At 71.8% G+C, this 25,931-nt stretch carries 24 protein-coding genes; 16 read left to right on the top strand and 8 right to left on the bottom strand.

Annotated elements, in window-relative coordinates; genetic code table 11:
• Window positions 1-35 precede the first annotated feature (35 nt).
• Together ACFV18_RS15005 and ACFV18_RS15010 are read right to left on the bottom strand one after the other, a co-directional pair.
• The gene (locus ACFV18_RS15005) at window positions 36-494 is read right to left on the bottom strand and encodes a peroxiredoxin (protein ID WP_380483157.1); all 459 of its coding nucleotides are present in this window, start codon (window positions 492-494) and stop codon (window positions 36-38) included.
• A 202-nt stretch (window positions 495-696) separates the two neighbouring features.
• The gene (locus tag ACFV18_RS15010) at window positions 697-1,134 is read right to left on the bottom strand and encodes a DUF3052 domain-containing protein (RefSeq protein WP_380483158.1); all 438 of its coding nucleotides are present in this window, start codon (window positions 1,132-1,134) and stop codon (window positions 697-699) included.
• Window positions 1,135-1,592: 458 nt separating this feature from the next.
• On the opposite strand from ACFV18_RS15010, the gene aceE reads away from it, so the two are divergent.
• A complete protein-coding gene (aceE, locus tag ACFV18_RS15015; protein WP_380483159.1) occupies window positions 1,593-4,343 on the top strand; it encodes a pyruvate dehydrogenase (acetyl-transferring), homodimeric type in 2,751 nt (916 codons plus the stop codon).
• 138 nt (window positions 4,344-4,481) lie between these two features.
• Here aceE and ACFV18_RS15020 read toward each other — a convergent pair whose 3' ends face one another.
• The gene (locus tag ACFV18_RS15020; RefSeq protein ID WP_380483161.1) at window positions 4,482-6,071 is read right to left on the bottom strand and encodes an MFS transporter; all 1,590 of its coding nucleotides are present in this window, start codon (window positions 6,069-6,071) and stop codon (window positions 4,482-4,484) included.
• Between the two features lie 127 nt (window positions 6,072-6,198).
• On the opposite strand from ACFV18_RS15020, the gene ACFV18_RS15025 reads away from it, so the two are divergent.
• The 7 genes from ACFV18_RS15025 (at window position 6,199) to ACFV18_RS15055 (ending at window position 13,092) form a co-directional block, all read left to right on the top strand.
• Window positions 6,199-6,864 (top strand): TetR/AcrR family transcriptional regulator, encoded by a 666-nt coding sequence (locus ACFV18_RS15025; protein ID WP_380483163.1) that lies wholly within the window; start codon window positions 6,199-6,201, stop codon window positions 6,862-6,864.
• A gap of 90 nt (window positions 6,865-6,954) precedes the next feature.
• Window positions 6,955-8,244, top strand: coding sequence for a sensor histidine kinase (locus ACFV18_RS15030; protein ID WP_380483165.1), 1,290 nt, complete (start codon window positions 6,955-6,957; stop codon window positions 8,242-8,244).
• Window positions 8,241-8,915, top strand: coding sequence for a response regulator (locus tag ACFV18_RS15035; protein ID WP_380483167.1), 675 nt, complete (start codon window positions 8,241-8,243; stop codon window positions 8,913-8,915). Before ACFV18_RS15030 ends, ACFV18_RS15035 begins: the two co-directional genes overlap by 4 nt.
• A 129-nt stretch (window positions 8,916-9,044) precedes the next feature.
• Complete coding sequence (locus tag ACFV18_RS15040; RefSeq protein WP_380483169.1) at window positions 9,045-10,139, top strand: alpha/beta hydrolase; 1,095 nt, start codon at window positions 9,045-9,047, stop codon at window positions 10,137-10,139.
• Window positions 10,140-10,161: 22 nt separating this feature from the next.
• Window positions 10,162-11,370: an acyltransferase gene (locus ACFV18_RS15045; RefSeq protein WP_380483171.1), complete on the top strand. Its 1,209-nt coding sequence runs from the start codon at window positions 10,162-10,164 to the stop codon at window positions 11,368-11,370.
• A 51-nt stretch (window positions 11,371-11,421) separates the two neighbouring features.
• The gene (locus tag ACFV18_RS15050; RefSeq protein WP_380483173.1) at window positions 11,422-11,757 is read left to right on the top strand and encodes an MmcQ/YjbR family DNA-binding protein; all 336 of its coding nucleotides are present in this window, start codon (window positions 11,422-11,424) and stop codon (window positions 11,755-11,757) included.
• 144 nt (window positions 11,758-11,901) lie between these two features.
• Window positions 11,902-13,092, top strand: coding sequence for an alpha/beta hydrolase (locus ACFV18_RS15055; RefSeq protein WP_380483175.1), 1,191 nt, complete (start codon window positions 11,902-11,904; stop codon window positions 13,090-13,092).
• A gap of 7 nt (window positions 13,093-13,099) precedes the next feature.
• On the opposite strand, the gene ACFV18_RS15060 is transcribed toward ACFV18_RS15055, so the two are convergent.
• Entirely contained in the window at window positions 13,100-14,110 is a 1,011-nt protein-coding gene (locus ACFV18_RS15060) for an aldo/keto reductase (RefSeq protein WP_380483177.1), read from the bottom strand.
• A complete protein-coding gene (locus tag ACFV18_RS15065) occupies window positions 14,107-14,619 on the bottom strand; it encodes a MerR family transcriptional regulator (RefSeq protein ID WP_380483178.1) in 513 nt (170 codons plus the stop codon). The genes ACFV18_RS15060 and ACFV18_RS15065 overlap by 4 nt, the downstream gene beginning before the upstream one ends.
• Before the next feature lie 112 nt (window positions 14,620-14,731).
• Between ACFV18_RS15065 and ACFV18_RS15070 the strand changes: the two genes are divergently transcribed.
• Complete coding sequence (locus ACFV18_RS15070; protein WP_380483180.1) at window positions 14,732-15,565, top strand: serine hydrolase domain-containing protein; 834 nt, start codon at window positions 14,732-14,734, stop codon at window positions 15,563-15,565.
• A gap of 101 nt (window positions 15,566-15,666) precedes the next feature.
• Here ACFV18_RS15070 and ACFV18_RS15075 read toward each other — a convergent pair whose 3' ends face one another.
• Window positions 15,667-16,491, bottom strand: coding sequence for a pirin family protein (locus ACFV18_RS15075; protein ID WP_380483182.1), 825 nt, complete (start codon window positions 16,489-16,491; stop codon window positions 15,667-15,669).
• 247 nt (window positions 16,492-16,738) lie between these two features.
• On the opposite strand from ACFV18_RS15075, the gene ACFV18_RS15080 reads away from it, so the two are divergent.
• The 5 genes from ACFV18_RS15080 (at window position 16,739) to fabF (ending at window position 21,691) form a co-directional block, all read left to right on the top strand.
• Window positions 16,739-17,935, top strand: a complete 1,197-nt coding sequence (locus tag ACFV18_RS15080; RefSeq protein WP_099907699.1) for a CdaR family transcriptional regulator — start codon at window positions 16,739-16,741, stop codon at window positions 17,933-17,935.
• Between the two features lie 90 nt (window positions 17,936-18,025).
• Complete coding sequence (locus ACFV18_RS15085; protein WP_380483185.1) at window positions 18,026-18,964, top strand: ACP S-malonyltransferase; 939 nt, start codon at window positions 18,026-18,028, stop codon at window positions 18,962-18,964.
• Window positions 18,961-19,989: a beta-ketoacyl-ACP synthase III gene (locus tag ACFV18_RS15090; RefSeq protein ID WP_380483186.1), complete on the top strand. Its 1,029-nt coding sequence runs from the start codon at window positions 18,961-18,963 to the stop codon at window positions 19,987-19,989. The genes ACFV18_RS15085 and ACFV18_RS15090 overlap by 4 nt, the downstream gene beginning before the upstream one ends.
• 78 nt (window positions 19,990-20,067) lie before the next feature.
• Window positions 20,068-20,310 carry an acyl carrier protein gene (locus ACFV18_RS15095; RefSeq protein ID WP_073812203.1) on the top strand — a complete coding sequence of 81 codons (243 nt, stop codon included), beginning with the start codon at window positions 20,068-20,070 and terminating at the stop codon, window positions 20,308-20,310.
• A gap of 112 nt (window positions 20,311-20,422) precedes the next feature.
• On the top strand, window positions 20,423-21,691 hold the full coding sequence (gene fabF / locus ACFV18_RS15100; RefSeq protein ID WP_380483188.1) for a beta-ketoacyl-ACP synthase II: 1,269 nt from the start codon (window positions 20,423-20,425) through the stop codon (window positions 21,689-21,691).
• An 81-nt stretch (window positions 21,692-21,772) separates the two neighbouring features.
• Here fabF and ACFV18_RS15105 read toward each other — a convergent pair whose 3' ends face one another.
• On the bottom strand, window positions 21,773-22,267 hold the full coding sequence (locus tag ACFV18_RS15105) for a DUF3145 domain-containing protein (RefSeq protein WP_380483190.1): 495 nt from the start codon (window positions 22,265-22,267) through the stop codon (window positions 21,773-21,775).
• 291 nt (window positions 22,268-22,558) lie between these two features.
• Window positions 22,559-23,578 (bottom strand): NADP-dependent oxidoreductase, encoded by a 1,020-nt coding sequence (locus ACFV18_RS15110; RefSeq protein WP_380483191.1) that lies wholly within the window; start codon window positions 23,576-23,578, stop codon window positions 22,559-22,561.
• 94 nt (window positions 23,579-23,672) lie between these two features.
• Here ACFV18_RS15110 and ACFV18_RS15115 point away from each other — a divergent pair, with 94 nt between their 5' ends.
• Both ACFV18_RS15115 and ACFV18_RS15120 read left to right on the top strand, forming a co-directional pair.
• Window positions 23,673-24,137, top strand: a complete 465-nt coding sequence (locus ACFV18_RS15115) for a MarR family winged helix-turn-helix transcriptional regulator (protein WP_380483193.1) — start codon at window positions 23,673-23,675, stop codon at window positions 24,135-24,137.
• Window positions 24,138-24,358: 221 nt separating this feature from the next.
• On the top strand, window positions 24,359-25,930 hold the full coding sequence (locus ACFV18_RS15120) for an LCP family protein (RefSeq protein ID WP_380483195.1): 1,572 nt from the start codon (window positions 24,359-24,361) through the stop codon (window positions 25,928-25,930).
• Window position 25,931 lies beyond the last annotated feature (1 nt).

Genomic DNA, 25,931 nt, shown 5'->3' on the forward strand with positions numbered 1-25,931 from the left:
GCGCCGGAAAGGTGCGGCGCCGGGCCGAGGGGACGTCAGAGCGCGCCGAGGGCGGCCAGGTACTCCTGGGTGTCACGGGCGTCCGGGAGGCCGTTGACGACGCTCCAGCGGACCACGCCCTCCTTGTCGAGGACGAAGGTGCCGCGCACCGCGCAGCCCTTGTCCTCGTTGAAGACGCCGTAGGCGCGGGAGACCTCGCCGTGCGGCCAGAAGTCCGACAGCAGCGGGTACTCCAGGCCCTGCTGGTCGGCGAACACCCGCAGCGAGAACGGGGAGTCGGCGGAGACGGCGAGCACCTGCACCTCGTCGTTCTGCAGGCGCGGCAGCTCCTTCTGGATCTCGCAGACCTCGCCGGTGCAGACGCCGGTGAAGGCGAACGGGTAGAAGACCAGGACGACGTTCTTCTCGCCGCGGAAGTCGGACAGCTTCACCGACTCGCCGTGCTGGTTCTTCAGCTCGAAGTCGGGGGCCTGGGCGCCGATCTCAATGGCCATGAGGGGACCTTCCTGCCGGGTCTTGGTGGTACGGGCAGGGAAATCCTCCCATCCGCACACCCCCCGTTCAGCCGTTCGGGTGAGGCCCCAGGGCCGTTCGAGGCGCTGTTCAGCCCTGAGCGAACAAGGTGGCGGCGGCAACGCGCGCGGGCCCCGGCGGAGTCTCCTCCACCGGGGCCCGCGCGTGCTCGCGGTCCGAAGCTCAGCGCTTGCCGGTCTTCGAGGCCTTCGGGGTGGCCAGGCGGGTGCCCGCCCAGTCCTTGGCGATCGCCACCGAGCTGGTCTGCGACAGGCCGGCGGTCTTCGCGGCATCGGCGATCTCGTGCGCCTCGACGTGCCCGTCACGGCCGGTCTTCGGCGTCAGCAGCCAGATCAGGCCGCCCTCCGCCAGGTACTCCAGGGCGTCGACCAGGACGTCGGTGAGATCCCCGTCCTCGTCGCGGTGCCACAGCAGGACGCCGTCTGCGACGTCGTCGTAGTCCTCGTCGACGAGTTCGGTGCCAGTGATGTCCTCGATGCCCTCGCGGAGCTCCTGGTCACTGTCGTCGTCGTACCCGAGCTCCTGAATGATCTGGCCCTCTACGAAGCCCAGACGAAGCGCCGGGTTGGACTTGTCCGCGGGGTCCGCGGTCGCGCTCACGGGAATAACCTCCAGTATTCGGCTCGGCATCCATGCCGAGGCTGTGGCCGTAGTCCACACGGGAGCGGCGGTTCGCGCAAGTACCCGACCCCCGATCCCACCCAAAGGTTGACGTGTCGAGGGCCGACACGCCGCCCTCCGAGTGGGCAATCGCACCGAAATGTCCGTATCCGTACCGGACGAGGACGCTTCGTCGCCCGCCCACACGCAGACCGTACGCCTGCCCGAGATGCGAACGGCATTCGGGCCAGCCGCGTGTGCGGGCGTAGAGTCTCCTGTTGGCCCTCATCCCGACCGGCCGCCATTGTCCGGCCGGGATGCCAGGTCGGACCACCTCCTGACCGTACCGCCCAACCGGCGGAACGGTTACCGATCGGTAGAGATGACGGATCTCCGAACGCGGTAGCACGATGGAGGCGGCGCGACAACTCAGTTTCGACCGACAGTGAAGGAACAGCGTGGCTTCCGGATCCGATCGCAACCCGATCATCATTGGCGGCCTCCCGAGCCAGGTCCCGGACTTCGATCCCGAGGAAACCGCGGAGTGGCTGGAGTCGCTTGACGCTGCCATCGACGAGCGCGGGCGTGAGCGTGCCCGCTACCTGATGCTGCGGCTGATCGAGCGCGCCCGTGAAAAGCGTGTGGCCGTGCCCGAGATGCGCAGCACGGACTACGTCAACACCATCGCCACCAAGGACGAGCCGTTCTTCCCCGGCAACGAGGAGATCGAGCGCAAGATCCTCAACGCGACGCGGTGGAACGCGGCCGTCATGGTCTCCCGCGCCCAGCGTCCCGGGATCGGCGTCGGCGGCCACATCGCCACCTTCGCCTCCTCCGCGTCGCTGTACGACGTGGGCTTCAACTACTTCTTCCGCGGCAAGGACGCCGACGGCGAGTCCGGCGACCAGGTGTTCTTCCAGGGCCACGCCTCGCCGGGCATCTACGCCCGCGCCTTCCTGCTGGACCGACTGACCGAGCAGCAGCTCGACGCGTTCCGCCAGGAGAAGTCCAAGGCCCCGTACGGTCTGTCCAGCTACCCGCACCCGCGGCTGATGCCGGACTTCTGGGAGTTCCCGACCGTCTCGATGGGCCTCGGCCCGCTCGGCGCGATCTACCAGGCCCGGATGAACCGCTACCTGGAGCACCGCGGCATCAAGGACACCTCCGACTCGCACGTGTACGCCTTCCTCGGCGACGGCGAGATGGACGAGCCGGAGTCGCTCGGCCAGCTGTCCCTGGCCGCCCGCGAGGGCCTGGACAACCTGACCTTCGTGGTCAACTGCAACCTGCAGCGCCTGGACGGCCCGGTCCGCGGCAACGGCAAGATCATCCAGGAGCTGGAGTCGCAGTTCCGCGGCGCCGGCTGGAACGTCATCAAGCTGGTCTGGGACCGCACCTGGGACCCGCTGCTGGCCCAGGACCGCGACGGCGTCCTGGTCAACAAGCTGAACACCACCCCGGACGGCCAGTTCCAGACCTACGCCACCGAGTCCGGCGCGTACATCCGCGAGCACTTCTTCGGCGGCGACCTGCGCCTGCGCGCCATGGTCGAGAACATGACCGACCACCAGATCCAGCACCTGGGTCGCGGCGGTCACGACCACCGCAAGGTGTACGCCGCGTTCAAGGCCGCCCGCGAGCACAAGGGCCAGCCGACCGTCATCCTGGCGCAGACCGTCAAGGGCTGGACGCTGGGCCCCAACTTCGAGGGCCGCAACGCCACCCACCAGATGAAGAAGCTGACGGTCGAGGACCTGAAGCGCTTCCGCGACCGGCTGCACCTGCCGATCACCGACAAGCAGCTCGACGAGGGCTACCCGCCCTACTACCACCCGGGCCGCAACTCGGAAGAGATCCAGTACATGCACGACCGCCGCGAGGAGCTCGGCGGCTACGTGCCCACCCGCAAGGTCCGCCCGCGCAAGCTCGAACTCCCGGGCGACGACGCGTACAAGGCGGTCAAGAAGGGTTCCGGCAACCAGACCATCGCCACCACCATGGCGTTCGTCCGGGTGCTCAAGGACCTGATGCGGGACAAGGGCATCGGCAACCGCTTCGTGCCGATCGCGCCGGACGAGTACCGCACCTTCGGCATGGACTCGCTCTTCCCGTCCGCCAAGATCTACAACCCGCTCGGCCAGACCTACGAGTCGGTCGACCGCGAGCTGCTGCTGGCGTACAAGGAGTCCCCGTCCGGCCAGATGCTGCACGACGGCATCTCCGAGGCCGGCTGCACCGCCTCGCTGATCGCCGCCGGCTCGTCCTACGCGACGCACGGCGAGCCGCTGATCCCGGTGTACGTCTTCTACTCGATGTTCGGGTTCCAGCGCACCGGCGACCAGTTCTGGCAGATGGCCGACCAGCTGGCCCGCGGCTTCGTGATCGGCGCCACCGCCGGCCGCACCACGCTGACCGGCGAGGGCCTGCAGCACGCCGACGGCCACTCGCAGCTGCTGGCCTCCACCAACCCCGGCGTGGTCGCCTACGACCCGGCCTACGGGTACGAGATCGCCCACATCGTCCAGGACGGTCTGCGCCGCATGTACGGCTCCTCCGCCGAGCACCCGCACGGCGAGGACGTCTTCTACTACATGACCGTCTACAACGAGCCCATCAAGATGCCGGCCGAGCCGGAGGGCGTGGACATCGAGGGCATCCTCAAGGGCCTCTACAAGCTCGCCGACGGCGCGGCCGGCCAGATCCCCGCGCAGCTGCTCGCCTCCGGCGTGGCGGTGCCGTGGGCGCTGGAGGCGCAGCGCATCCTCGCCGAGGAGTGGAACGTCAAGGCGGACGTCTGGTCGGCCACCTCCTGGAACGAGCTGCGCCGCGACGCCGTCGAGGCGGAGGAGTTCAACCTGCTGCACCCGGAGGAGCCGCAGCGCGTCCCGTACGTGACCGCGAAGCTCTCCGGGGCCGAGGGTCCGTTCGTGGCCGTCTCCGACTGGATGCGGGCCGTCCCGGACCAGATCTCCCGCTGGGTGCCCGGCCAGTACCAGTCCCTGGGCGCCGACGGCTTCGGCTTCGCCGACACCCGCGGCGCGGCCCGGCGCTTCTTCCACATCGACGCCCAGTCGATCGTCCTGGCCACCCTCACGGAGCTGGCCAAGCAGGGCAAGATCGACCGCTCGGTGCTGAAGTCCGCGATCGACCGGTACCAGCTGCTCGACGTGGCCGCGGCGGACCCGGGCGCGGCCGGCGGCGACGCCTGAGCGCCAGCCGCTCCACCCGCTCCACCACAAAGATCCGCCCGAGGACAGAAGTTCTGTCCTCGGGCGGATCTTTGGCGTTCTGCCCTACCGCTTCGCGCAGTTCCCCGCGCACCTGACGGGGCGCGGAGCAACCGCACGTCAGATGTGGACCGCCGGGCCGGCGTCGTTCGCGCCGCGCTTGGTGAGCAGGCCGAGGGCCGCCGCCACGCAGGCGACGATCGCGGCGACGGTGAAGGCCACGCCCATGCCGCTGACGAAGGACGAGTGGACGGCGTCGGCTATGCCCTGAGTGACCTCCGCCGGGACCCCGGGCTGGGCCGGCGGGGCCATGCCCAGCTGGGCGAGCTGCTTGAGCCCCTCGCCCTGCTCCCCGCCCGGCAGCGGCTGGCCGGTGGCGGCGGTCCACTTGTCGGGGAGCACGCTGGTGGCCTTGGAGGCCATCACCGCGCCCAGCACGGCGGTGCCGAGGCTGCCGCCGACCTGCATCGCGGCCTGCTGGAGGCCGCCGGCCACGCCGGACAGTTCCATCGGGGCGTTGCCGACGATGACCTCGGTGGCGCCGACCATGACGGGGCTGAGGCCGAGGCCCATCAGCACGAACCAGAGCGACATCACACCGTTGCCGGAGTGGATGTCCAGGGTGGACATGCCGAGCATCGCGCCGGTGGTGAGCAGCATGCCCACCACGATCGGGATGCGCGGGCCGATCCTGCCGATCAGGAAGCCGGCCACCGGGGCGCCGACGATCATCATGCCGGTCATCGGCAGCAGGTGGACGCCGGCGTCCACCGGCGCCATCCCGTGCACGTTCTGCAGGTAGAAGGTGACGAAGAAGATGCCGCCGAAGAACGCGAAGGCCATCAGCACCATCAGCAGGGTGCCCGCCGACAGCGGCACCGAGCGGAACAGCGACAGCGGGATCAGCGGCTCCTTGGCGAAGTTCTGCCAGACCGCGAACGCCAGCAGGGCGAGCACCGCGCCGCCGAGGAAGAGCAGCGTGGCGGGGTCGCCCCAGCCCCAGGTCGGGGCCTTGATGATGCCCCAGACGAGCATGAACATCGCGCCGGAGAGCAGCACGATGCCGGGGATGTCGAAGGACTTGGCGGCCTTCTCGGCGCGGACGTCCCTGAGGACCAGCAGGCCCAGGATCAGCGCGACGATGCCGACCGGGATGTTGATGTAGAACACCGACTCCCAGTTGACGTGCTCGACCAGCAGGCCGCCGACGATCGGGCCGGCCGCGGTGGAGGCGCCGATGACGCCGCCCCAGATGCCGATCGCCATGTTGAGCTTCTCGGCGGGGAACGCCCCGCGCAGCAGGCCGAGCGCGGCGGGCTGGAGCAGCGCGCCGAACAGGCCCTGCAGCACCCGGAAGAAGATCACCTGCTGGATCGAGCCGGCGAAGCCGATCGCCGCGGAGGTGGCGGCGAAGCCGACCGCGCCGACCAGGAAGGTGGACTTGTGGCCGAACCGGTCGCCGATCTTGCCGGCGGTGATCAGGAAGACCGCCAGGGCCAGCAGGTAGCCGGAGGTGACCCACTGGATGTCGGCGGGGCTGGCCTTCAGGTCGGTCTGGATCGCCGGGTTGGCGATGGCGACGACGGTGCCGTCGAGGGCGACCATCATGACGCCGACGGCGACGGTGAGCAGGGTCAGCCAGGGGTGCCCCCGCAGCTTCCCTCCGGCGGCCGGGGCCGCCTCCTTGTCGAGTACGACGGACTGGCTCATGGCTCGGGACTTCCCCGTTCGTGTGGTGTGGCAAGAGAGCGGCCCGGCCATTATGTCAGCCGCTGACATTCGACAAGCGGTGACTCGTGTCACTTGATGACAAATGGCAGGACGCTATCGTTGAGCCATGGCCACCCCCACCTCCGCCGTCGACCCGCAGCCCGCCGGCCTGCGTGAACGCAAGAAGCAGCGCACCCGCGACGCCCTGGTCGATGCCGCCAACCGGCTGTTCCTGCAGCAGGGTTACGCGAAGACCACGATCGACGAGATCGCGGCCTCGGTGGAGGTCTCGCAACGCACCTTCTTCCGGTACTTCGCCAACAAGGAGGAGGTCGCCCTGGCGGTACTGGCCGACGCCGAGGAGACCTTCCTGGGCCTGCTGCGCGACCGGCCCGCCGCGGAGAACCCGCTGGAGGCGCTGCACGGCGCGATCCTGGAGGCCTGGCGGACCCTCGACCGGAGCCGGCTCACCGAGCGCGGCTCCGTCGCGGGGGCGCTGGAACTGTTCGAACTGATCGAGTCCACCCCCACCCTGCTCGCCGCCCACCTGCGGCACACCCTCCAGCAGGAGGGCGAGGTGACCCGGATCCTCGCCGAACGCGAGGGCCTCGACCCGGCACTCGACCTGCGCCCCCGGCTGCTCGCCGCCGTGTTCGGCGCCGTGATCCGGCTCGCCCACCTGTCGTACGCCACCGAACCCGACCAGCGCGGCCACTGCATGGACGGCATGCTGGCCCTGATCGACCGCCACATCCGCCAGCTCGGACCGGCGCTGGCGGGCTCCTGGCACTGACCCCGGGGCCCGGGTAGTACTGCGGTATGACGGCCGTCGCCCGACCCGGGTATGAGGACACCGGGCGCGCCCCGCTCTACCCTCGGCCCGGTGACCACCTGGAACACCTTCCTCCGCGCCCTCGCCGAGCCCGTCCCGGGCCATCGGCCGCCGCTGTACAACGCCCGCCGGCCATGGGTTCGGGCGCTGCCCTTCCTGGTGGTGCTGGCCATGGTCGGCGCCCTGCTGCCCCTCGGCGTGGTCACGCTGACGCAGTTCTACGGCGTGAACGGGAGCCTGGCCGCCATCCTCGCCACGATCCAGGCCGGGGCGCTGGCCCTCGGGCTGGTCCGACCGCTGACCGGCTGGCAGCTGATGGCGCCCACGACGCTGATCGGCGCGATCGCCACCCACGGCGCGGCCGCCGACCTGCCCTGGCCGTGGCCGATCCCCTCCCTGCTCTGCTACCTGTTCCTGATGGTGTTCCTGGCGATCCGGGAACGCGGACGCACCCTGCTCGCCGTCTGGGCGGTCACCTTCATCGGCAACAGCCTCAGCTGGTCCGTCTTCAAAGAGCACTTCGACGGCACCTCGGTGGTGGTCACCGTGCTCTCCGGGGTGATCCTGCTGCTCGGCTGGAGCCTCCGCGGCCGCGGCGAGGCACGGCGGCTGCTCGCCGCCCAGGAACAGATCTCCGAGACCGAACGCGCCCGGCGCACCCTGCTGGAGGAACGCGCCCGGATCGCCCGGGAGTTGCACGACGTGGTCGCCCACCACATGTCGGTGATCGCCGTCCAGGCCGACAGTGCCCCGTACCGGATCGAGGGCCTGCCCGAGCCCGCCGTCGCCGAGTTCGGGCAGATCGCCACCGCCGCCCGCGGCTCGCTCGCCGAGATGCGCCGCCTGCTCGGGGTGCTGCGGGCCGCCGACACCGAGGCCGACAAGGCCCCGCAGCCGGGCCTCGCCGACCTGCCGGGCCTGCTCGCCACCGTGGCCCAGGCCGGCGTGCGGGCCGAGCTCGACCTCGCCGACGGAATCCAGGACCTCGGCCCCGTCCCCGAGGCGGTCGGCCTGTCCGCGTACCGGATCGTCCAGGAGGCGCTGGCCAACGTCGTCCGGCACGCCCCCGGCGCCACCGCCCGGGTCCGGGTCGCCGCGGCGGACGGCGCGCTCACCGTGGACGTCCACAACGACCCGGCGCCCGGCAAGGCCACCGCCGTCGAAACCTCCACCTCCACCGGGCACGGCCTGACCGGAATGCGTGAACGCGTACGCCTGCTGGATGGCACCCTGGACACCGGCCCGACCGCCGGCGGCGGCTACCGGGTCGCCGCCGTCCTGCCGATCGACCGCACCGCAACGGCGGTCGACACCGCCCCAGGGGAGAAGAAGACCGCATGACCATCCGTGTCCTCATCGTCGACGACCAGGCGATGGTCCGCGCCGGCTTCGCCGCCCTGCTGGGCGCCCAGAGCGACATCGACGTGGTCGGCGACGCCGCGAACGGCCGCGAGGCCCTGGACGTCAGCGGCCGCACCCACCCCGACGTCGTCCTGATGGACGTCCGGATGCCCGAGATGGACGGCCTCGAAGCCGCCCGCCACCTGCTCGACCCCCCGCCCGGTGTGGTCCACCGCCCACGCGTCCTGATGCTCACCACCTTCGACGTCGACGACTACGTGTACGAGGCCCTGCGGGCCGGCGCCTCCGGGTTCCTCCTCAAGGACGCCCCACCCGCCGACCTGATCAACGCCGTCCGCATAGTCGCCGCCGGCGACGCACTCCTCGCCCCCTCCGTCACCCGCCGCCTGATCGCCGACTTCGCCAAGAACCGCCCCACCCCCCGCCGCGACCCCCGCCTCCAGCTCAACGGCCTCACCCCCCGCGAGACCGAAGTCCTCGAACTCATCGCCCGCGGCCTCTCCAACCAGGAGATCGCCGCCCACCTGGTCCTCGCCGAACAGACCGTCAAGACCCACATCGGGCGCATCCTCGCCAAGCTCAACCTGCGCGACCGCGCGCAAGCTGTCGTCCTGGCCTACGAGAGCGGCTTGGTGCAGCCCGGCACATGACCAGCCGGGGGCGCGGGGTTACCTCCCCTCCCACCCCGGTATGACACGTCTCTTGGCTCCGCAGGTTGACGCCCCCTCACCCACCCCCTCCCTACCTTCCTCCCCGTCACCGAACGGGAGGAGGAAGCGATGCTGGGGCGTCTGCGTCGAAGGACAGCTGTCGCGGGGTTGGTGCTGGCGGCCGTGTTGGGGGTGGGTTCCTGGACGTCGGCGGACGCGCAGACGCCGCTGACGGGGCCGCCGCCGGGGTCCGCGGAGTGGGTGGCGGACACCGCGCTGGGGGTGCGGCTGCCCGACCCGGGAAAGGCCTCCCCTGCCGAAGTGGCGGCGTTCTTCGAGGAGTTGACGCCGAACCAGCAGCAGCAGCTCGCCCTCCGCCACCCGCAGGTCCTCGGCAATCTGGACGGCGCCCCGGTCCCGCTCCGCTACCTGGCGAACTCACTCGCCCTCGCCCAGGAGCGCGCCCATGAACAGGCCCGCGCCGACAACACCTCGCTGCCGCGCGAAGAGCGCGAACAGGCCGCCCGGAAGGCCGCCCGCTACGCCGAACTGACCGGCCGCCGACTCCTCGCGTTCGACCCGCGCGGTCGCGGCCAAATCGCCGAAGTGTTCGGCGAGTTGACGCACGAAGCCCGCACCGCCGTGCTCGTCCCCGGCTCCGACGTCGATCTGATGACCTCCGACCGCCTCGCCGCCATGGCGCAGGAACTGCGCACCGCGAGCAAGGACCAGGTCGCCGTGGTGGCGTGGGTCGGCTACACCACACCCGTCGGCGTGGGGCTGGACGCCGCCCGCGAGGATCTCGCCCGGGCCGGAGCACCGCGGCTGGAGCGTCTGGTCGCGGGGCTGGCCCCGCTGACCGGGCCCGTCACTCTCTTCTGCCACAGCTACGGCTCGGTGGTGTGCGGCCAGTCCGCGCCGGATCCGGCGCAGGTCGCGGGGGTGGTGGTGTTCGCCTCGCCGGGGCTGGGCCTGGACCGGGCCGACGAGTTGCGGGTGCCGGTGTGGGCGGCGGTCCGCAATCCGGAGGACTGGATCGCGAACGTGCCGAACGTCTCGGTGTTCGGTTTCGGGCACGGCGCCGACCCGACGTCCCCGGGCTTCCACGCCCGCCTGCTGCCGTCGAAGGGTTCGCACGGCCACAGCGACTACTTCGCTCCCGGTTCGGCCTCGCTCGCGGCCTTCGCCGCGCTCGCCGCGACCGGCTCCCCCACCACCGCCTGACGACCTGTCGAGGAGACGTCCGATGCTGCCTGTTTCCGTTCGTCGCGCCGCGGCGACCGTCGATGCCAAGACCCCCGCCACTCGTGACCGCGCGCTGGACGGCCTGCGCGCCGTCGCCCTGCTCTCGGTGCCGCTGGGGCACTGGCTGCTCGGCGGGTTCACCCTCTCCGACGGCGTTCTGCGCAACGCGAGTCCGCTGACCGCGCTGCCGTTCATGGCGCCGCTGAGCTGGGTGCTGCAAATGCTGGGGGTGTTCTTCCTGGTCGGCGGCCGGGCGTCGGCGCTCTCGCTGCGCCGGGCGGCCGGGCGCGGGGTGGGCACCGGGCAGTGGCTGCGCGGCCGGGTGCTGCGGCTGGCCCGGCCGGTGCTGGGGGTGGCCGCGGTGTGGGCGGCGCTGATCCCGGTGCTGCGCGGGTTGGGGGTGCCGGCCGACACGGTGCGCACGGGGGCGGTGCTGATGGTGCAGCCGCTCTGGTACATCGCGATGTACCTGGTGCTGACGGCGCTCACCCCGCTGTGCGTCAAACTCGGTGCGGCGCTGCGCGGTTGGGCGGCGGCGGTGCTGCTGGCGGCCGTCGCGGTGGTGGACCTGCTGCGGTACGGGCCGTGGGGCGCGTCGATGCCGGGGTGGCTGAGTCTGCTGAACCTGCTGCCGGGCTGGCTGTTCGCCTACCAGTTGGGCGTGGACTGGGCGCACGGCCGGATCTCCCGGGCCGGGGCGCGGCTGACGGCCCTCGGCGGGGCGGTGCTGTTCGCGGTGCTGCTGCTGGTGTTCCACTACCCGGCGAGCATGGTCGGCGTGCCGGGTGCGGCCCGCACCAACTCGCACCCACCGTCCCTGCTGGTGCTGGCGCTTGCCTCGGTGCAGGGCGGTGCGGCGATGCTGCTGAAGGACCGGCTGGGACGGGCGCTGCGCCGGCCGCTGCTGTGGCTGCCGGTGGTGGTGGTCAACCTGGGCGCGATGACGATCTTCTGCTGGCACCAGACCGCGATGTTCCTCACCGCGCTGGCCGGCTCCCGGCTGGGCGCGGTGCCGGGCCTGACCGCCGCCCCCGACTCCGGCCTGTGGGCGCTGTCCCGGCCGGCCTGGCTGCCGGTGTTCGCCGTGCTGCTGGCGCTGATCGGCCGCTGGGCGCGGCGCTTCGACGCCCCGTGGCCGTCCCGCGCCTGGCGGGCGGTGGCAACGGCGGGCGCGGCGCTGTTCGCGGTGTACGCGTTCGGCGCGGTCTGACGCCACGTCAATCTCCGTCGGCTGTCGGCGCCCGGCCGTACCCTGGCGGCCATGGCGACCTTCGACGAGCTGACCGCGCTGGCCCTGCGACTGCCGCAGGCGCACCAGGAGACCACCTGGGAGCAGGAGACGTTCCGGGTCGGCCGGAAGATCTTCGCGATGGGGCACCCGGAGTCCGGGCAGGTCTCGGTGAAGGCCACGGTGTCCGAGCAGGCCGAACTGATCGCCGCCGCGCCCGAGGTGTATTCGATGGCCCCGTACACCGGCCGGTTCGGCTGGGTGCGGGTCCAACTGGCCCTGGTGGAGCCGGAAGAGCTGCGCGAACTGCTCACCGAGGCCTGGCGTTCGATCGCTCCAAAGCGGGTCCGGGACGGGTACGAGGCGTAGCGTCCGGACGAATGTGACGCGGAACACTGTTTGCGCCCTGCCCGGCGCGTCTGCCGCCCTCTAGTCTGGCTGACTAGTAGTTGGCAGTCGTAGCACCATCGGGCCCGGCCCGCTGCGATGTACCGGCCCGAGGGAGTGGACGCCATGCACCGCAGGCGGGTCAAGCGGATCCTGATCGGCGTGTTCGCGGGCTGCGCGGCCCTGGTGGACGCCGGGGCGGCGGTCGCCCAGGCCACCGCGTCCAGCGAGCAGCTGGCCATCACCACACCGCCGGCCGGCAGCGCCGCCTGGGTCGCCGACAACTCCTTCGGCCGCGCCCTGCCGGACCCGGCCACCGCCGACCCGGCCGCCGTCGCCGCCTTCTTCGCCTCGCTGACGAAGTCCGAACTCGACCGGCTGATCCTCGAATACCCGCTGGTGGTCGGCAACTTGGACGGTGCGCCGCTGGCCGTCCGGTACCGGGCCAACCGGGAGGCGATCGCCGCCGAACGCGACCGGGCACGCCAGCGCGCCGAGGACCGCGCCCTGGACCCGACCGCCCGCGCGCTGGCCGTCTCGCGCGCCAACGACTCCGAGGCGCTGCTGGCGGGCGGCCGGCAGATCCTCGCCTTCGACCCGCGCGGCCGCGGCCTGGTCACCGAGGTGTTCGGCGACCTGTCCGCCGCCCAGCGGGTCGCCGTCCTGGTGCCCGGCTCGGACGCCGACCTCGGCCACTTCGACCAGGCCGTCGAGCCGCTGCGCTCCCCGGCCGGCATGGCCCGCGCCCTGTTCGCCGAGGAACACGCCCAGTCCCCGAACACCCGCACCGCGGTGATCGCCTGGACCGGCTACGTCACCCCGCAGGGCCTCGGCCCGGACGCGGCCACCTCCCGGCTCGCCGAGGCCGCCGCGCCGCGCCTGGAGCGGCTGCTCGCCGGCCTGAAGCAGACCAGCCACCCGCAGGCGCCGCCCACGCTGCTGTGCCACTCGTACGGCTCGGTGGTGTGCGGCACCGCCGCGCCGACCGTGCACGGCACCCGGCCCACCGACCTGGTGGCGTTCGGCAGCCCCGGGATGGGCGTCGATTCGGCCGCCGAACTCGGCACCGGCGTCCAGGTGTGGGCGGCCCGCAACCCCAACGACTGGATCGGCAACGTCCCCTACCTGGAGGTCGGCGGCCTCGGGCACGGCGCCGACCCGACCACCCAGGCGTTCGGCGCGATGACCATCTCCTCGGCCGGCGCCAGCGGCCACAACGGCTACCTGGCCGAGGGCACCGCCAGCCGGCACAACTTCGCCGCGATCGCCCTCGGCCACTACGAGGACATCAGCCGCCCCACGAACTTCGGCAACTGACCGTCCGTCACACCTCGCGGGCGTCCGAGGTGATACTCATGTCCGCGTAGCGGGAGCCCTGCACCCGGCCGCCGATCGGCTCCAGCTCGGCCAGCTCGGCCTCCGTCAGCTTCAGCACGGTCGCCGCGGCGTTCTCCTCCAGCCGGCTGCGCTTGCGGGTGCCCGGGATCGGCACCACCGTCAGCCCGTGCACCTCGGCCCGCTGCTGCACCCAGGCCAGCGCGACCTGGGCGGCCGCCACCCCGCGCTCCGCGGCGATCTTCCGGATCGGCTCGACCAGCTCCGCGTTGAGCGCCGCGTTCGCGCCGGTGAACTGCGGCTGGTAGCGGCGGAAGTCGTCCGCGCCCAGCTGCTCGGCGTTGGCGAACGCCCCGGTCAGGAAGCCCCGGCCGAGCGGCGAGTACGGCACCAGTGCCACGCCCAGCTCGGCCGCCGCGGGCACCGCGGTGCGCTCCGGGCCCCGGGCGAACAGCGACCACTCGGACTGCAGCGCCGCGATCGGGTGCACCGCGTACGCCTCCCGCAGCTCCGGACCGGTCACCTCGGACAGGCCCAGGTGCCGGACCTTGCCGGCCGCGACCAGCTCCGCCATCGCCCCGACCGACTCGGCCAGCGGCACCTCGGGGTTGCGGCGGTGCATGTAGTACAGGTCGATCTCGTCCACCCCGAGCCGGCGCAGCGAGGCGTCCACCGCCTGCCGGATGTACGCCGGCTCGTTGTTGACGCCCCGGAAGGTCGGGTCGTCGGCGCGCCGCTCGATCCCGAACTTGGTGGCCACCACCACCTGGTCGCGGTGCGCCCGGACGAACGGGCCGATCAGTTCCTCGTTGGCGCCCGAGCCGTAGACGTCGGCGGTGTCGAACAGGGTCACCCCGAGCTCCAGCGCCCGGCCGAGAGTGGCCAGCGCCTCCTCGGTGTCGGTCGGCCCGTAGAACTCGCTCATCCCCATGCAGCCCAGGCCCTGCACACCCACGACGGGGCCGTTGCTGCCGAGCCGGGTGGTCTCGATGCTGCTCATGCGCTCTTCCTGTCCTCGATCGGATGACACACCGTCATCTCTGCCGTCCTGTCGTCGCCGGGGACGGGTGCGGCCGGCTCGCCGTACAGATCGATCTTCCGGTCGATCACGGCGAGCGTGGCGTGCAGGTCCGCGAGCCGCTGCCGGACCTCCGCCCGGTGGTCCACCAGCAGCTGCCGGCGCTCCGCCCGGGTGGCGTCCCCTTCCCGCACCAGCTCGACGTACCGGACCATGTCGGCCACCGGCATCCCGGTCAGCCGGAGCTTCGTCAGGAACGCCAGCCGCGCCAGGTCCGCGTCGCTGTACCGGCGCCGGCCCGCGTGCGAACGGTCCACCGCGTCCAGCAGGCCGATCCGCTCGTACCAGCGCAGCGTGTGCGCCGACAGGCCGCTGATCGCGGACACCTCGCTGATCGGGTGCCGCGGCGTCCGGTCGGGCACCGCGTTCGGCGCACAAAACGCCCGCTCGCACCCCGACAGTTGAGCATCCCGCTGGGCGGACTCTGCCATCCGGACTGACTCCCGGTCTCGACGACGACGGCTCCGACGCTACTCAGTTGGAGCGCACTCCAAGCAAGCCTGGCACACCGGACCTCCCGGACGGTCGTTTAGAGTTCGGCCCATGCAGAGCTTGCGGATGATCGAGGACTGGCCGGTACCGAATGCCGCTGCGGCGGTGGTACGCGGAAGCGACGGCGCCCTGCTCGGCGCGCACGGCCCGCAGGACCACCTGTTCCCGCTCGCCTCCGTCACCAAGCTGATCAGCGCGTACGCCGCGCTGATCGCCGTCGAGGAAGGCGTCTTCGAACTCGACGACCCGGCCGGCCCCGACGGCTCCACCGTCCGCCACCTGCTGGCCCACACCTCCGGTCTGGCCTTCGACGAGCACCGCGTGATGGCCGCCCCCGGAAACCGCCGCCTCTACTCCAACGCCGGCTTCGACGTGCTCGCCGCCACTCTGGAACAGGCCTCCGGCATCCCGTTCGCCCAGTACGTGGCCGAGGCCGTCTTCCAGCCGCTCGGCATGCACACCAGCCTGATCAACACCGCCCACCGCGCGCCCGCCGGCGCGGGCGGCCTCTCCACCGCCGCCGACCTCGCCCGCTTCGCGGCCGAGCTCCAGTCCCCCAAGCTGCTCGACCCCGCCACCCTGCGCACCGCGACCCGCGAGGTCGCCTTCCCCGGTACCAACGGCGTCCTGCCCGGCTTCGGCCACCGCCGCCCCAACGACTGGGGCCTCGGCTTCGAGATCCGCGACCACAAGGACCCGCACTGGACCGGCACCACCAACTCCCCCGAAACCTTCGGCCACTTCGGCCAGTCCGGCACCTTCCTCTGGGTCGACCCCGGGGCCGGTCTCGCCTGCCTCGCCCTCACCGACCGCGACTTCGGCCCGTGGGCGGCGGAGGTGTGGCCCCGGCTCAGCGACGCGGTTCTCGCCGAGACCGCACCGTAGCGGTCCTGCGCACCCACCCACCGAGGTCGCGCCCACGGGCACGTCATTGCCCTGCGTCGCGGCCTTGCGGTCGGGTCCTTCCGCCTCGCGCCGCTACGTGTTCACCCGAATCGCAGCGGGCTGTGCATCTCCCAGAGCAGCAGCTCCACGCCGTTCTCCCCCGCCGTCGGGTCCGCGAACGCGTCCCCCGTGATCCGGATCGCGTCTCCGGCGTTCGCGGAGCGACCACCGCCCTGCGGGCCGGGGACGGTGCGGTAGCCGACCGAACCGGCCACGACGTGCACGTACCGGAAGGGCGCCGCGGGAAGTTCGGGCAACGCCGCCCACGCGCCGGCCCGGACCAGCCAGAGCGCCGCGTCCGCCCGCCGCAGGCGCAGCGCCTCGCCCGAGGGCCGGCCCGAAGCGAGCAGGGTCAGCCCGTCCGGGTCCGGAACCGACCGGAGCCCGAATCCCGGCGGGCCGCCGAACTCGTCGGGCTGGAGCCACATCTGAAGGAACGTCACAGACCCGGCCGCGCCGCCGAGGTTGCGTTCGGTGTGGCTGATGCCCGCCCCGGCGGATTGCACCTGGAGCATGCCGGGCCGGACCACGCTCGCATGGCCCGCGTCGTCGCGGTGGGCGAGCGCGCCGTCGATCACCCAGGTGACGATCTCGGTGTCGGTGTGCCGGTGGGCCTCGTACCCGGCGCCGGGGGCGAGGGTTTCCTCGTTGCAGGCGAGCAACGCGCCGAAGGAGGTGTTCTTCGGGTCGTAGTGCCCGGCGAAGGAGAACGCGTGCCGGGTGATGATGCCTTCGGCGGGTTCCGACAGGTAACGCTCGCCGGCGCGGCGCAGATCGGCGCGGCCGCGTTCCTTCCGTCCGGCCCCGGACGCGGGTTCGGCGGTTTCGAGGGGGTGCCCGTCCTGGGGCGAGGAATCCACGCTCACGGGCACCACGGTAGCCGGTGTGACGGGTGCCACCGGACTCTCCGGCGCGGGGTGTGCACGAGCACCCGCCCGCGTGAGGCAGGCTAGTGCCGTGCCATCCGCTTCAGCGAAACCCGACAAAGCATCCGGCCGGACGTCCGGCGAGCCCCCTGCCCCGGAGCGGCCCGCCGACCGGGGCCCGGAGAAGAAGCCCGCGAAACGTCCGGCGCGGCCGACCGGCGCTGCGGCGGTCCCCGGCCGTGGCCGGATGACCGCCGAGGAACGCCGACTCGCGTCGGAGCGCGCCGAGTTGCGTGCGGCGACGCTGAAACGGCTGGAGAAGTCGGCGGGCAAGCTGGCGTCCGCGGCGATTGCCCGGATGGACGACCAGCTGGCCTGGTACCGGCGGATGCCGCCGGAGCACCGGTCGTGGATCGGTCTGGTCGCGCAGGCGGGTATCGCGGCGTTCACCGAGTGGTACCGGCACCCGGAGGCGCCGCAGGCGATCTCCACCGACGTGTTCGGCACCGCCCCGCGGGAGTTGACCCGGGCGATCACGCTGCGCCAGACGGTGGAGCTGATCCGCACCACGATCGAGGTGATGGAGGAGGCCATCGAGGAGGTGGCCGCGCCCGGCGACGAGGCGGGCATGCGCGAGTCGGTGCTGGTCTACGCCCGGGAGATCGCCTTCGCCACCGCCCAGGTGTACGCGCAGGCCGCGGAGGCTCGCGGCGCGTGGGACGCCCGGCTGGAGGCGCTGGTGGTCAACTCACTGCTGTCCGGGGACGCCGACGAGGGCGTGCTGTCCCGGGCGGCGGCGCTGGGCTGGGGCCAGCCGAGCCAGGTGCGGGTGGTGATGGGCAGCGCCCCGGACGGCGACAGCGAGCTGGTCGTGGAGGCCATCCGGCGGGCTGCCCGGTACGCCAAACTGCACGTGCTGACGGGGGTGTTGGGCCGCCGCCTGGTGGTGGTGGTCGGCGGCGACAAGGAGCCGGTGCACGCGGCGCGGGCGCTGATCGGCCAGTTCGCGCCGGGCCCGGTGGTGGTCGGCCCGACCGTCGGTGACCTGCTGTCGGCCACCCGCTCGGCGCACGCCGCCGCGCAGGGCCTGAAGGCCTGCGCGGCGTGGCCGGACGCGCCCCGCCCGGTGCTGGCCGACGACCTGCTGCCCGAACGCGCGCTGGCGGGCGACGAGGTGGCACGCCGTCAGCTGGTGGAGGAGATCTACACACCACTGGAGGAGGCCGGTTCGGCACTCCTGGAGACGCTGAGTGTCTATCTGGAACAGGCGTCCTCGCTGGAGGGTGCCGCCCGGATGCTCTTCGTCCACCCGAACACCGTGCGCTACCGGCTGCGTCGTGTGACTGATGTCACCGGCTATGCTCCATCGGACGTGCGTTCGGCGTTCACCCTGCGCATCGCCCTTGCCCTGGGGCGTCTCGGCTCCGGGCCTGACCAGGGCTGATCGCACTGTAGGGAATCCACAATCCGACGTGCTTTTCTTCGTCATCGTCGCCTACCCGCCCCACGGCGTCCGGCGAGAGAGGGTTGAACCGTGCTCGTTATCGTCGCCCCTGGACAGGGTGCCCAGACTCCCGGCTTCCTCAACCCCTGGCTCGAACTGGACGGCGTCGCCGACCGGCTGCGCCAGTGGTCGGCGGTGGCCGGCCTCGACCTGGTGCACGCCGGAACCGAGGCCTCCGAGGAGGAGATCAAGGACACCGCCGTCGCCCAGCCGCTGCTGGTGGCCGCCGGCCTGGTGACCGCTCAGGCGCTGCTGCCGCAGGGCGTTTCCGCCTCGGTCGGCGCGCTGGCCGGCCACAGCGTGGGTGAGATCACCGCCGCCGCGCTGGCGGGGGTGCTGTCCGAAGAGGACGCGCTGGCCTTCGTCCGCGAGCGCAGCCTCGGCATGGCGGAGGCCGCCGCGGCCACCGCGACCGGCATGACGGCGGTGCTCGGCGGCGACCCGGAGGCGGTGGCCGAGAAGCTCGCCGCGTACGGGGTCACCCCGGCGAACAACAACGGCGGCGGCCAGATCGTCGCGGCCGGCACGCTGGAGCAGCTGGCCGCGCTGAAGGCGGACCCGCCGGCCGGCGCGCGGCTGATCCCGCTGAAGGTCGCGGGCGCGTTCCACACCGAGCACATGGCCCCGGGTGTGGCCCGGCTGGAGAAGCTGGCGCCGACGCTGACCACGGCCGACCCGACGGTGGCGTACGTGTCCAACAAGGACGGCGAGGTGGTCGGCGACGGCGCCGAGGTGCTGTCCCGTCTGGTCTCGCAGGTGTCCAACCCGGTCCGCTGGGACCTGTGCATGGAGACCCTGCAGCAGCTGGGCGCGACCGCCGTGATCGAGCTGTCCCCCGCCGGAACCCTCACCAACCTGGTCAAGCGGAACGTCAAGGGCGTCGCCACGCTGGCCCTGAAGTCCCCCGCCGATCTCGACCGGGCCCGGGAGCTCGTGGCCGAGCACGGCAAGCAGGAGAAGTCCGCATGAGTGTCACCATCACGCCGGCCACCGGCGCCCAGTTCTCGCGCATCCTCGGGGTCGGCGGCTACCGCCCGACCCGGGTGATCCCGAACTCCGAGGTGCTGAACTGGATCGACTCCTCGGACGAGTGGATCCGCTCGCGTTCCGGCATCGCGGAGCGCCGCTGGGCCGGTCCGGAGGAGACCGTCGCCGAGATGTCGGTGCAGGCGGCCACCCGGGCCATCGCGATGTCCGGGATCGCTCCGGAGCAGATCGGCGGCGTCATCGTCGCCACCGTCTCGCACCTGAAGCAGACCCCGGCGATCGCCACCGAGATCGCCCAGCGGCTCGGCTGCGGCACCGCCCCGGCGTTCGACATCTCCGCCGCCTGCGCGGGCTTCGGCTACGGCCTGAGCCTGGCCGACGGCATGGTGCGCGGCGGCAGCGCCGAGTACGTGCTGGTGATCGGCGTGGAGCGGCTGTCCGACCTGACCGACAAGTCGGACCGCTCGACCGCGTTCATCTTCGGCGACGGCGCGGGCGCCGCGATCGTCGGCCCGTCCGACACCCCCGGCATCGGCAAGGTGATCTGGGGCTCGGACGGCTCGCAGTCCGAGGTGATCTCGCAGACCAAGGCCTGGGACACCGCCTTCGCCAAGCCGGACGCCGTCAACGGCGCGGGCGAGGAGACCAAGTGGCCTGCTCTGCGGATGGAGGGCCAGACGGTCTTCCGCTGGGCGGTGTACGACATGGCGAAGGTCGCCCAGCAGGCGCTGGACGCCGCCGGGATCACCGCCGACCAGCTCGGCGCGTTCATCCCGCACCAGGCCAACATGCGCATCATCGACGCCATGATCAAGACGCTGAAGCTGCCCGCCGAGATCCCGGTGGCCCGCGACATCGTCGAGACCGGCAACACCTCCGCCGCCTCCATTCCGCTCGCCATGGAGCGGATGCTGGAGCGCGGCGAGGCCAAGAGCGGCGACCTCGCGCTGATCATCGGCTTCGGGGCCGGACTGGTCTACGCCGCAGCAGTCGTTACTCTCCCCTAGGCGTTTTCTCCGCACCACATGAAACCCGCGGCGGTCCGCCGGACCGTCCGCCGTCACCACCGAAGAGGAGCAGCCGATATGGCTACCCAGACCGAGGTTCTCGAAGGTCTCGCCGAGATCGTGAACGAGATCGCCGGCATTCCGGTCGAGGACGTCGAGCTCGACAAGTCCTTCACCGACGACCTGGACGTCGACTCGCTGTCCATGGTCGAGGTCGTCGTCGCCGCCGAGGAGCGCTTCGGCGCGAAGATCCCGGACGACGAGGTCAAGAACCTGAAGACCGTCGGCGACGCGGTGAACTTCATCGTCGCCAACGTCTGACCAGCCGTCAGGCTGCCGGTCGGGGCGCGCCCGTCGCGCCCCGACCGTCCCCCTTTCCCTCCGGCTCGTCCGGCCCTCGGCTCAACGCTCAACGTGAGAGAAGAAGAAACCAGTGACTGCTGAAAACCGCACCGTGGTCGTCACGGGTATCGGCGCCTTCACGCCGCTGGGCGGCGACGCCGCCACATTCTGGGAGGGCCTGCTGGCCGGCCGGTCCGGGGTCCGCGCGCTCACCGAGGAGTGGGCCGCCGACCTGCCGGTCCGGATCGCCGCCCGGGTCGCTGTCGAGCCGTCCGAGATCCTGCCCCGCCCGGTGGCCCGCAAGCTGGACCGCTCGGCCCAGTTCGCGCTGATCGCCGCCCGCGAAGCGTGGAAGGACGCCGGCTACGAGGGCCCGGCCACCGCCGAGTCCAGCGAACTGGCCCCCGAGCGCCTGGGCGCGGTCATCGCCTCCGGCATCGGCGGCGTCACCACCCTGCTCGACCAGTACGACGTGCTCAAGCAGCAGGGCGTCCGCAAGGTCTCCCCGCACACCGTCCCGATGCTGATGCCCAACTCCCCGGCCGCCAACGTCGGCCTGGAGGTCGGCGCCCGGGCCGGCGTGCACACCCCCGTCTCCGCCTGCGCCTCCGGCGCCGAGGCGATCGGCTACGCGATCGAGATGATCCGCAGCGGCCGCGCCGACGTCGTGGTGGCCGGCGGCACCGAGGCGGCGGTCCACCCGCTGCCGATCGTCGCCTTCTCCAACATGATGGCGATGTCCAAGAACAACGACGACCCCGAGCACGCCTCCCGCCCGTACGACAAGGCCCGTGACGGCTTCGTCCTCGGCGAGGGCGCCGGCGTCGTGGTGCTGGAGTCCGCCGAGCACGCCGCCGCCCGCGGCGCCCGCGTGTACTGCGAGGCGGTCGGCCAGGGTCTGTCCTCGGACGCCCACCACATCGCCCAGCCGGAGCCGACCGGCGCCGGCGTGTCCCGCGCCATCGCCGACCTGTTCGACCGCAACGAGCTGGACAAGGCCGAGGTCGTGCACGTCAACGCGCACGCCACCTCCACCCCGCAGGGTGACACCGCGGAGGTCAAGGCGCTGAGCCGCGAACTCGGCGAGCACCTCGACCACGTGGCGATCTCCGCCACCAAGTCGATGACCGGCCACCTGCTCGGCGGCGCCGGGGGCATCGAGACGGTCGCCACCGTCCTCGCCCTGCACCACCGGATCGCCCCGCCGACCATCAACGTGGTCGACCTGGACGACGACATCGACGCCGACATCGTCCGCGACGAGCCCCGCAAGCTCCCGGTCGAGGGCCGCATCGCCGCGCTCAACAACTCCTTCGGCTTCGGCGGCCACAACGTGGTCCTGGCCTTCCGCACCGTCTGAGGCACCCGCGCGCACACCTGCGCGACCGGCCCGGCACTCCGATCGAGTGCCGGGCCGGCGCCGTCTCCGTGCCGCTGCGAGTCACACCACCTGGTGGAGCCAGCGCACCGGCGCGCCCTCCCCCGCATACCGGAACGGCTCCAACTCGTCGTCCCACGGCTTGCCGAGCAGCCGCCCGATCTCCGTCTCCAGGTCGCTGCCCTCGCTTCGGGAACGCAGCAGCACGGCCCGCAGCCGGTCCTCGGGAATCAGGATGTCGCCGTGGATGCCGGTGACGGCGTGGAAGATGCCGAGGCTGGGCGTGGAGGAGTACCGCTCGCCCTCGGCCGTGGCGCAGGGCTCGCTGGTCACCTCGTAGCGCATCAGCTGCCACCCGCGCAGCGCGGAGGCGAGCCTGGAGGCGGTGCCGGGCTCTCCGTGCCAGGAGAGTTCGGACCGCCAGTGGCCGGGCGCGGCGGGCTGCCGGATCCAGTCGAGGTTGACCCGCACGCCGAGAGCGCCCGCCACCGCCCACTCGACGTGCGGGCACAGCGCGCGTGGCGCGGAGTGGATGTAGAGCACACCACGTGTCGTCACCGGGACCTCCTGGCTGTGGACGAGGGTCGCCTTCCCCAGCTGCCTCGCGCCGTCGCCGGTCGGTACTGACCAGTGGCTACCCCGTGACGCTCAACTTATTCGACATTAGGTCATCAAATCGAGCAAAACGGACAAGCTTTCACTCCATGCTAGTCGGTTCCCCCGAGAGGTCTACCCCCACAGCGCCCACCTCCCCCGAACGGACCTAAACGCGCGCCCCCACCGGATCGCGCGCCCGGTGGGGGCGGGTTGACGGGACGGCAGCTGTCATACCGTCAACTCTTCACACCCTCAGACCTGTACGACCATCTTCCCGATGTTGGCGCCGTGCAGCATGCCGAGGAAGGCCTCCACGGCGTTCTCCACACCCTCGACCACGGTCTCGTCGTAGCGCAGCGAACCGTCCCGCAGCCAGCCGCCGACCTCCTCCAGGAACTGGCCGCGCAGCGCGCTGTGGTCGCCGACCAGCATGCCCTGCAGGCGCAGCCGCTTACCGATGGCCAGCGCCAGGTTGCGCGGCCCGGCCGGGGCGGAGGTCTCGTTGTACTGGGCGATGGCCCCGCAGAGGGTGGCCCGGCCGTGCACCCGCAGGGCGCCGATCGCCGCCTCCAGGTGCTCGCCACCGACGTTGTCGAAGTAGACGTCGATGCCGTCGGGGGCGGCCTGGGCGAGCAGCTCGGCGACCGGGCCGTCCTTGTAGTTGAAGGCGGCGTCGAAACCGTAATCGTCGATCAGGGTGGCGACCTTCTCGGCGGAGCCGGCCGAGCCGATGACCCGCTTCGCGCCCTTGAGCCGGGCGATCTGGCCGACCAGCGAACCGACGGCGCCGGCCGCGCCGGAGACGAACACGATGTCGCCGGCCCGGAACGAGGCGACCTCCAGCAACCCGGCGTACGCGGTGAGGCCGGGCATCCCGAGCACGCCCAGATAGGCGGAGAGCGGGGCGAGTTCGGGATCGACCTTGACGGTGCGGGCCGCGTCCACGGTGGCGTACTCGCGCCAGCCGAGCCCGTGCAGCACGGCGTCACCGACCCGGAAGCCCTCCGCGTTGCTGGCGACCACGTGGCCGACCGCCCCGCCGTCCATCGGCGCACCCAGCGCGTACGGCGGGACGTAGGACTTCACGTCGTTCATCCGCCCGCGCATGTACGGGTCCACGGACAGGTAGGCGTTGCGCACGGTGATCTCGCCCGGCCCGGGCTGCCGGACGGGGGCCTCGACCAGGGCGAAGTCGCCGGGGACCGGCCAACCCTGCGGGCGGGCGGCCAGGTGCCATTCACGACCGGTGGCGGGAAGATCCTGCTCTGCCATCACACGCTCCTCATCAACCTGAAACATTCAGTGACTCAAGCAATCCTGTGGATGAAAGGTTCATGTTGTCAACTGTTCAGCTAGACTCGACGGCATGGAGAAGGAGCAGGTCATGGAGCAGGCAACGGTCCCGACCGCCGACCCGATCACCGTGGAGGTCGTCGACCTCATGGCGCGCCTGGTCGGACTCTTCCACCGCGAGTACGAGGAGGCCGCCGCCGCCCGCTCGCTGACCGGCGCCCAGGCCAAGGTGCTGGCACTGCTGCGGCGCGGGCCGATGCCGATGCGGCACATCGCACAGACCCTCTCCTGCGAGCCGTCCAACGTCACCGGCATCGTCGACCGGCTGGAGGGCCGCGGCTTCGTCACCCGCGAGTCCGACCCGCAGGACCGTCGGGTGAAGCTGGTCGTCGCCACCGACTCGGGTCTGACCGCCTCCTCCGAACTGCGCGAATCGCTGAACTTCGCCCGAGAACCGCTGGCCGCGCTGGACGCCCCGGAACGAGCCCAACTGCGGGACCTGCTGCGGCGGATGCTCGACTCCTCGGCCCGCGGCTGACCCTCCGTCGGACCAACCTCCGGACCGCCCGCCGGGTGGTTCGGGGGTACCCCGGTTCGAGGTTCGAAAAATCTCTCGGAAATGATGGTTCGCGTGTAACCATTCCCGTCACCGCGCCGTCTAAGTGGTGACGAACACCCCGTCGTCCGCAGTCTCGCGGAGACGGCAAGTGCCTGCCCTCGGGCACCAGTTCCCGTTGCGCGCAGAGAGATTCCGGATCGATGACCGACGCCACCCAGAGTCCTGCCGCGGCCCCGCCCCGACGCCGCAGAGGCCGCCGAATAGCCCAGGGTCTCGGGGCGACCGCCGCCGTCATGGTGGTCGTCGCCGCGGGACTCGGCGCCTGGTACTACCAGCGGCTGGACCACAACATCACGACCTTCGCCCCGGAGGGCATCGCCTCCACCCGCCCGCCGGCCGGGCCTCCCGCCCCTACTGGCGGACACCCCGTCAACGTCCTGCTGCTCGGCTCCGACACCCGGAGCGACGGCAATGGCGACCTCGGCGGCGGCGACGTGGGAGTCGGGCACTCCGACACCGCGATCCTGCTGCACGTCTACGCCGATCACAAACACGCCGTCGGCGTGTCGATCCCCCGGGACACCCTGGTCACCATCCCGCCGTGCCGGCTCGCGGACGGCCGATGGACCACCGCCCGGGCCAACCAGATGTTCAACTCGGCTTTCACCATCGGCGAGTTCAAGAACGGCAACCCCGCCTGCACGCAGAACACCGTGGAGGAGCTGACCGGCCTGCGGGTGGACCACACCCTGGTCGTCGACTTCAAGGGCTTCGCCTCCATCACCGAGGCCGTCGGCGGCGTGGACGTGTGCGTGCCCAACGACGTGAACTCCTACGGCATCCAGCTCACCAAGGGCCGGCAGACCGTCACCGGGCAACAGGCTGTCGACTACGTCCGCGCCCGGCACGGCCTCGGCGACAGCTCCGACATCGGCCGGATGCGTCGTCAGCAGGCGTTCATGTCCTCGCTGATCAAGAAAGTGCAGGGCGAGGGCTTCGACCTGACCACCCTGCTGCCGCTGGCCGATGCCGCCACCAAGTCGCTCACCGTCGACCCCGGCCTCGGCTCCCCGTACAAGCTCGCCGAGTTCGCCCAGTCGCTGCAGAACATCAAGCTCCCCGACATCCAGTTCGTCACCCTGCCGTGGCGCTTCCAGGGCGCCCGGGTCGCCATCGTGCAGCCGGACGCGAACATCCTGTGGAACCTGCTCCGCCAGGACCGCACCCTGGACGGCCACCTCACCGGTGACACCGCGAGCCCGTCCGCCGACCCCTCGGCCGGCGCCTCGGCCAGTCCCTCCGGTTCGGCCGACCCCTCTGGCTCGGCCAGTCCGTCCGGCTCGGCCAGTCCGTCCGCCACCAGCAGCCCCGACAGTGTGAGCCTGGACGTGCCCATCGTGGTCCACAACGCCGCCAAGTCACCCGGGCTGGCCGGGCGCGCCGCGACCGCGCTGCGCGGCAGCGGGTACCGCAACATCACCATCGCCGAGAACACCCCCGCCCGGGCCACCACGCTGATCGAGTACGCGTCCGACCAGCGCCCCGCCGCCGAACGCCTCGCCCAGCTCTACCCCGGCGCCGAGCTCCGCGCCACCTCCGGCGGCGAGGGCATCACCCTGACCCTCGGCCAGGACCGGGCCGGCACCGACACCCCCGGTACCCCCGACCCCGGGGCCTCCGCCGGCACCATCCCCTCCGCCATCCCGAACGGCATCACGGACAACACCCGGCCCGCCGACAGCGACCTCTGCGCCGACCTCAGCTTCGGCTGAC

It is taken from the genome of Kitasatospora sp. NPDC059673 (assembly GCF_042734215.1).
Taxonomy (GTDB): domain Bacteria; phylum Actinomycetota; class Actinomycetes; order Streptomycetales; family Streptomycetaceae; genus Kitasatospora.

What these genes read in the sequence shown, in the direction of transcription:
- ACFV18_RS15035 (WP_380483167.1), top strand. Translation starts at nt 8,241, where the DNA reads ATGACCATCCGTGTCCTCATCGTCGACGACCAGGCGATGGTCCGCGCC.
- ACFV18_RS15020 (WP_380483161.1), bottom strand. Translation starts at nt 6,071, where the DNA reads ATGAGCCAGTCCGTCGTACTCGACAAGGAGGCGGCCCCGGCCGCCGGA.
- ACFV18_RS15025 (WP_380483163.1), top strand. Translation starts at nt 6,199, where the DNA reads ATGGCCACCCCCACCTCCGCCGTCGACCCGCAGCCCGCCGGCCTGCGT.
- ACFV18_RS15045 (WP_380483171.1), top strand. Translation starts at nt 10,162, where the DNA reads ATGCTGCCTGTTTCCGTTCGTCGCGCCGCGGCGACCGTCGATGCCAAG.
- ACFV18_RS15005 (WP_380483157.1), bottom strand. Translation starts at nt 494, where the DNA reads ATGGCCATTGAGATCGGCGCCCAGGCCCCCGACTTCGAGCTGAAGAAC.
- ACFV18_RS15080 (WP_099907699.1), top strand. Translation starts at nt 16,739, where the DNA reads ATGACCGCCGAGGAACGCCGACTCGCGTCGGAGCGCGCCGAGTTGCGT.
- ACFV18_RS15115 (WP_380483193.1), top strand. Translation starts at nt 23,673, where the DNA reads ATGGAGAAGGAGCAGGTCATGGAGCAGGCAACGGTCCCGACCGCCGAC.
- ACFV18_RS15095 (WP_073812203.1), top strand. Translation starts at nt 20,068, where the DNA reads ATGGCTACCCAGACCGAGGTTCTCGAAGGTCTCGCCGAGATCGTGAAC.
- ACFV18_RS15055 (WP_380483175.1), top strand. Translation starts at nt 11,902, where the DNA reads ATGCACCGCAGGCGGGTCAAGCGGATCCTGATCGGCGTGTTCGCGGGC.
- ACFV18_RS15120 (WP_380483195.1), top strand. Translation starts at nt 24,359, where the DNA reads ATGACCGACGCCACCCAGAGTCCTGCCGCGGCCCCGCCCCGACGCCGC.
- ACFV18_RS15060 (WP_380483177.1), bottom strand. Translation starts at nt 14,110, where the DNA reads ATGAGCAGCATCGAGACCACCCGGCTCGGCAGCAACGGCCCCGTCGTG.
- ACFV18_RS15065 (WP_380483178.1), bottom strand. Translation starts at nt 14,619, where the DNA reads ATGGCAGAGTCCGCCCAGCGGGATGCTCAACTGTCGGGGTGCGAGCGG.
- ACFV18_RS15090 (WP_380483186.1), top strand. Translation starts at nt 18,961, where the DNA reads ATGAGTGTCACCATCACGCCGGCCACCGGCGCCCAGTTCTCGCGCATC.
- ACFV18_RS15040 (WP_380483169.1), top strand. Translation starts at nt 9,045, where the DNA reads ATGCTGGGGCGTCTGCGTCGAAGGACAGCTGTCGCGGGGTTGGTGCTG.
- ACFV18_RS15050 (WP_380483173.1), top strand. Translation starts at nt 11,422, where the DNA reads ATGGCGACCTTCGACGAGCTGACCGCGCTGGCCCTGCGACTGCCGCAG.
- ACFV18_RS15110 (WP_380483191.1), bottom strand. Translation starts at nt 23,578, where the DNA reads ATGGCAGAGCAGGATCTTCCCGCCACCGGTCGTGAATGGCACCTGGCC.
- ACFV18_RS15070 (WP_380483180.1), top strand. Translation starts at nt 14,732, where the DNA reads ATGCAGAGCTTGCGGATGATCGAGGACTGGCCGGTACCGAATGCCGCT.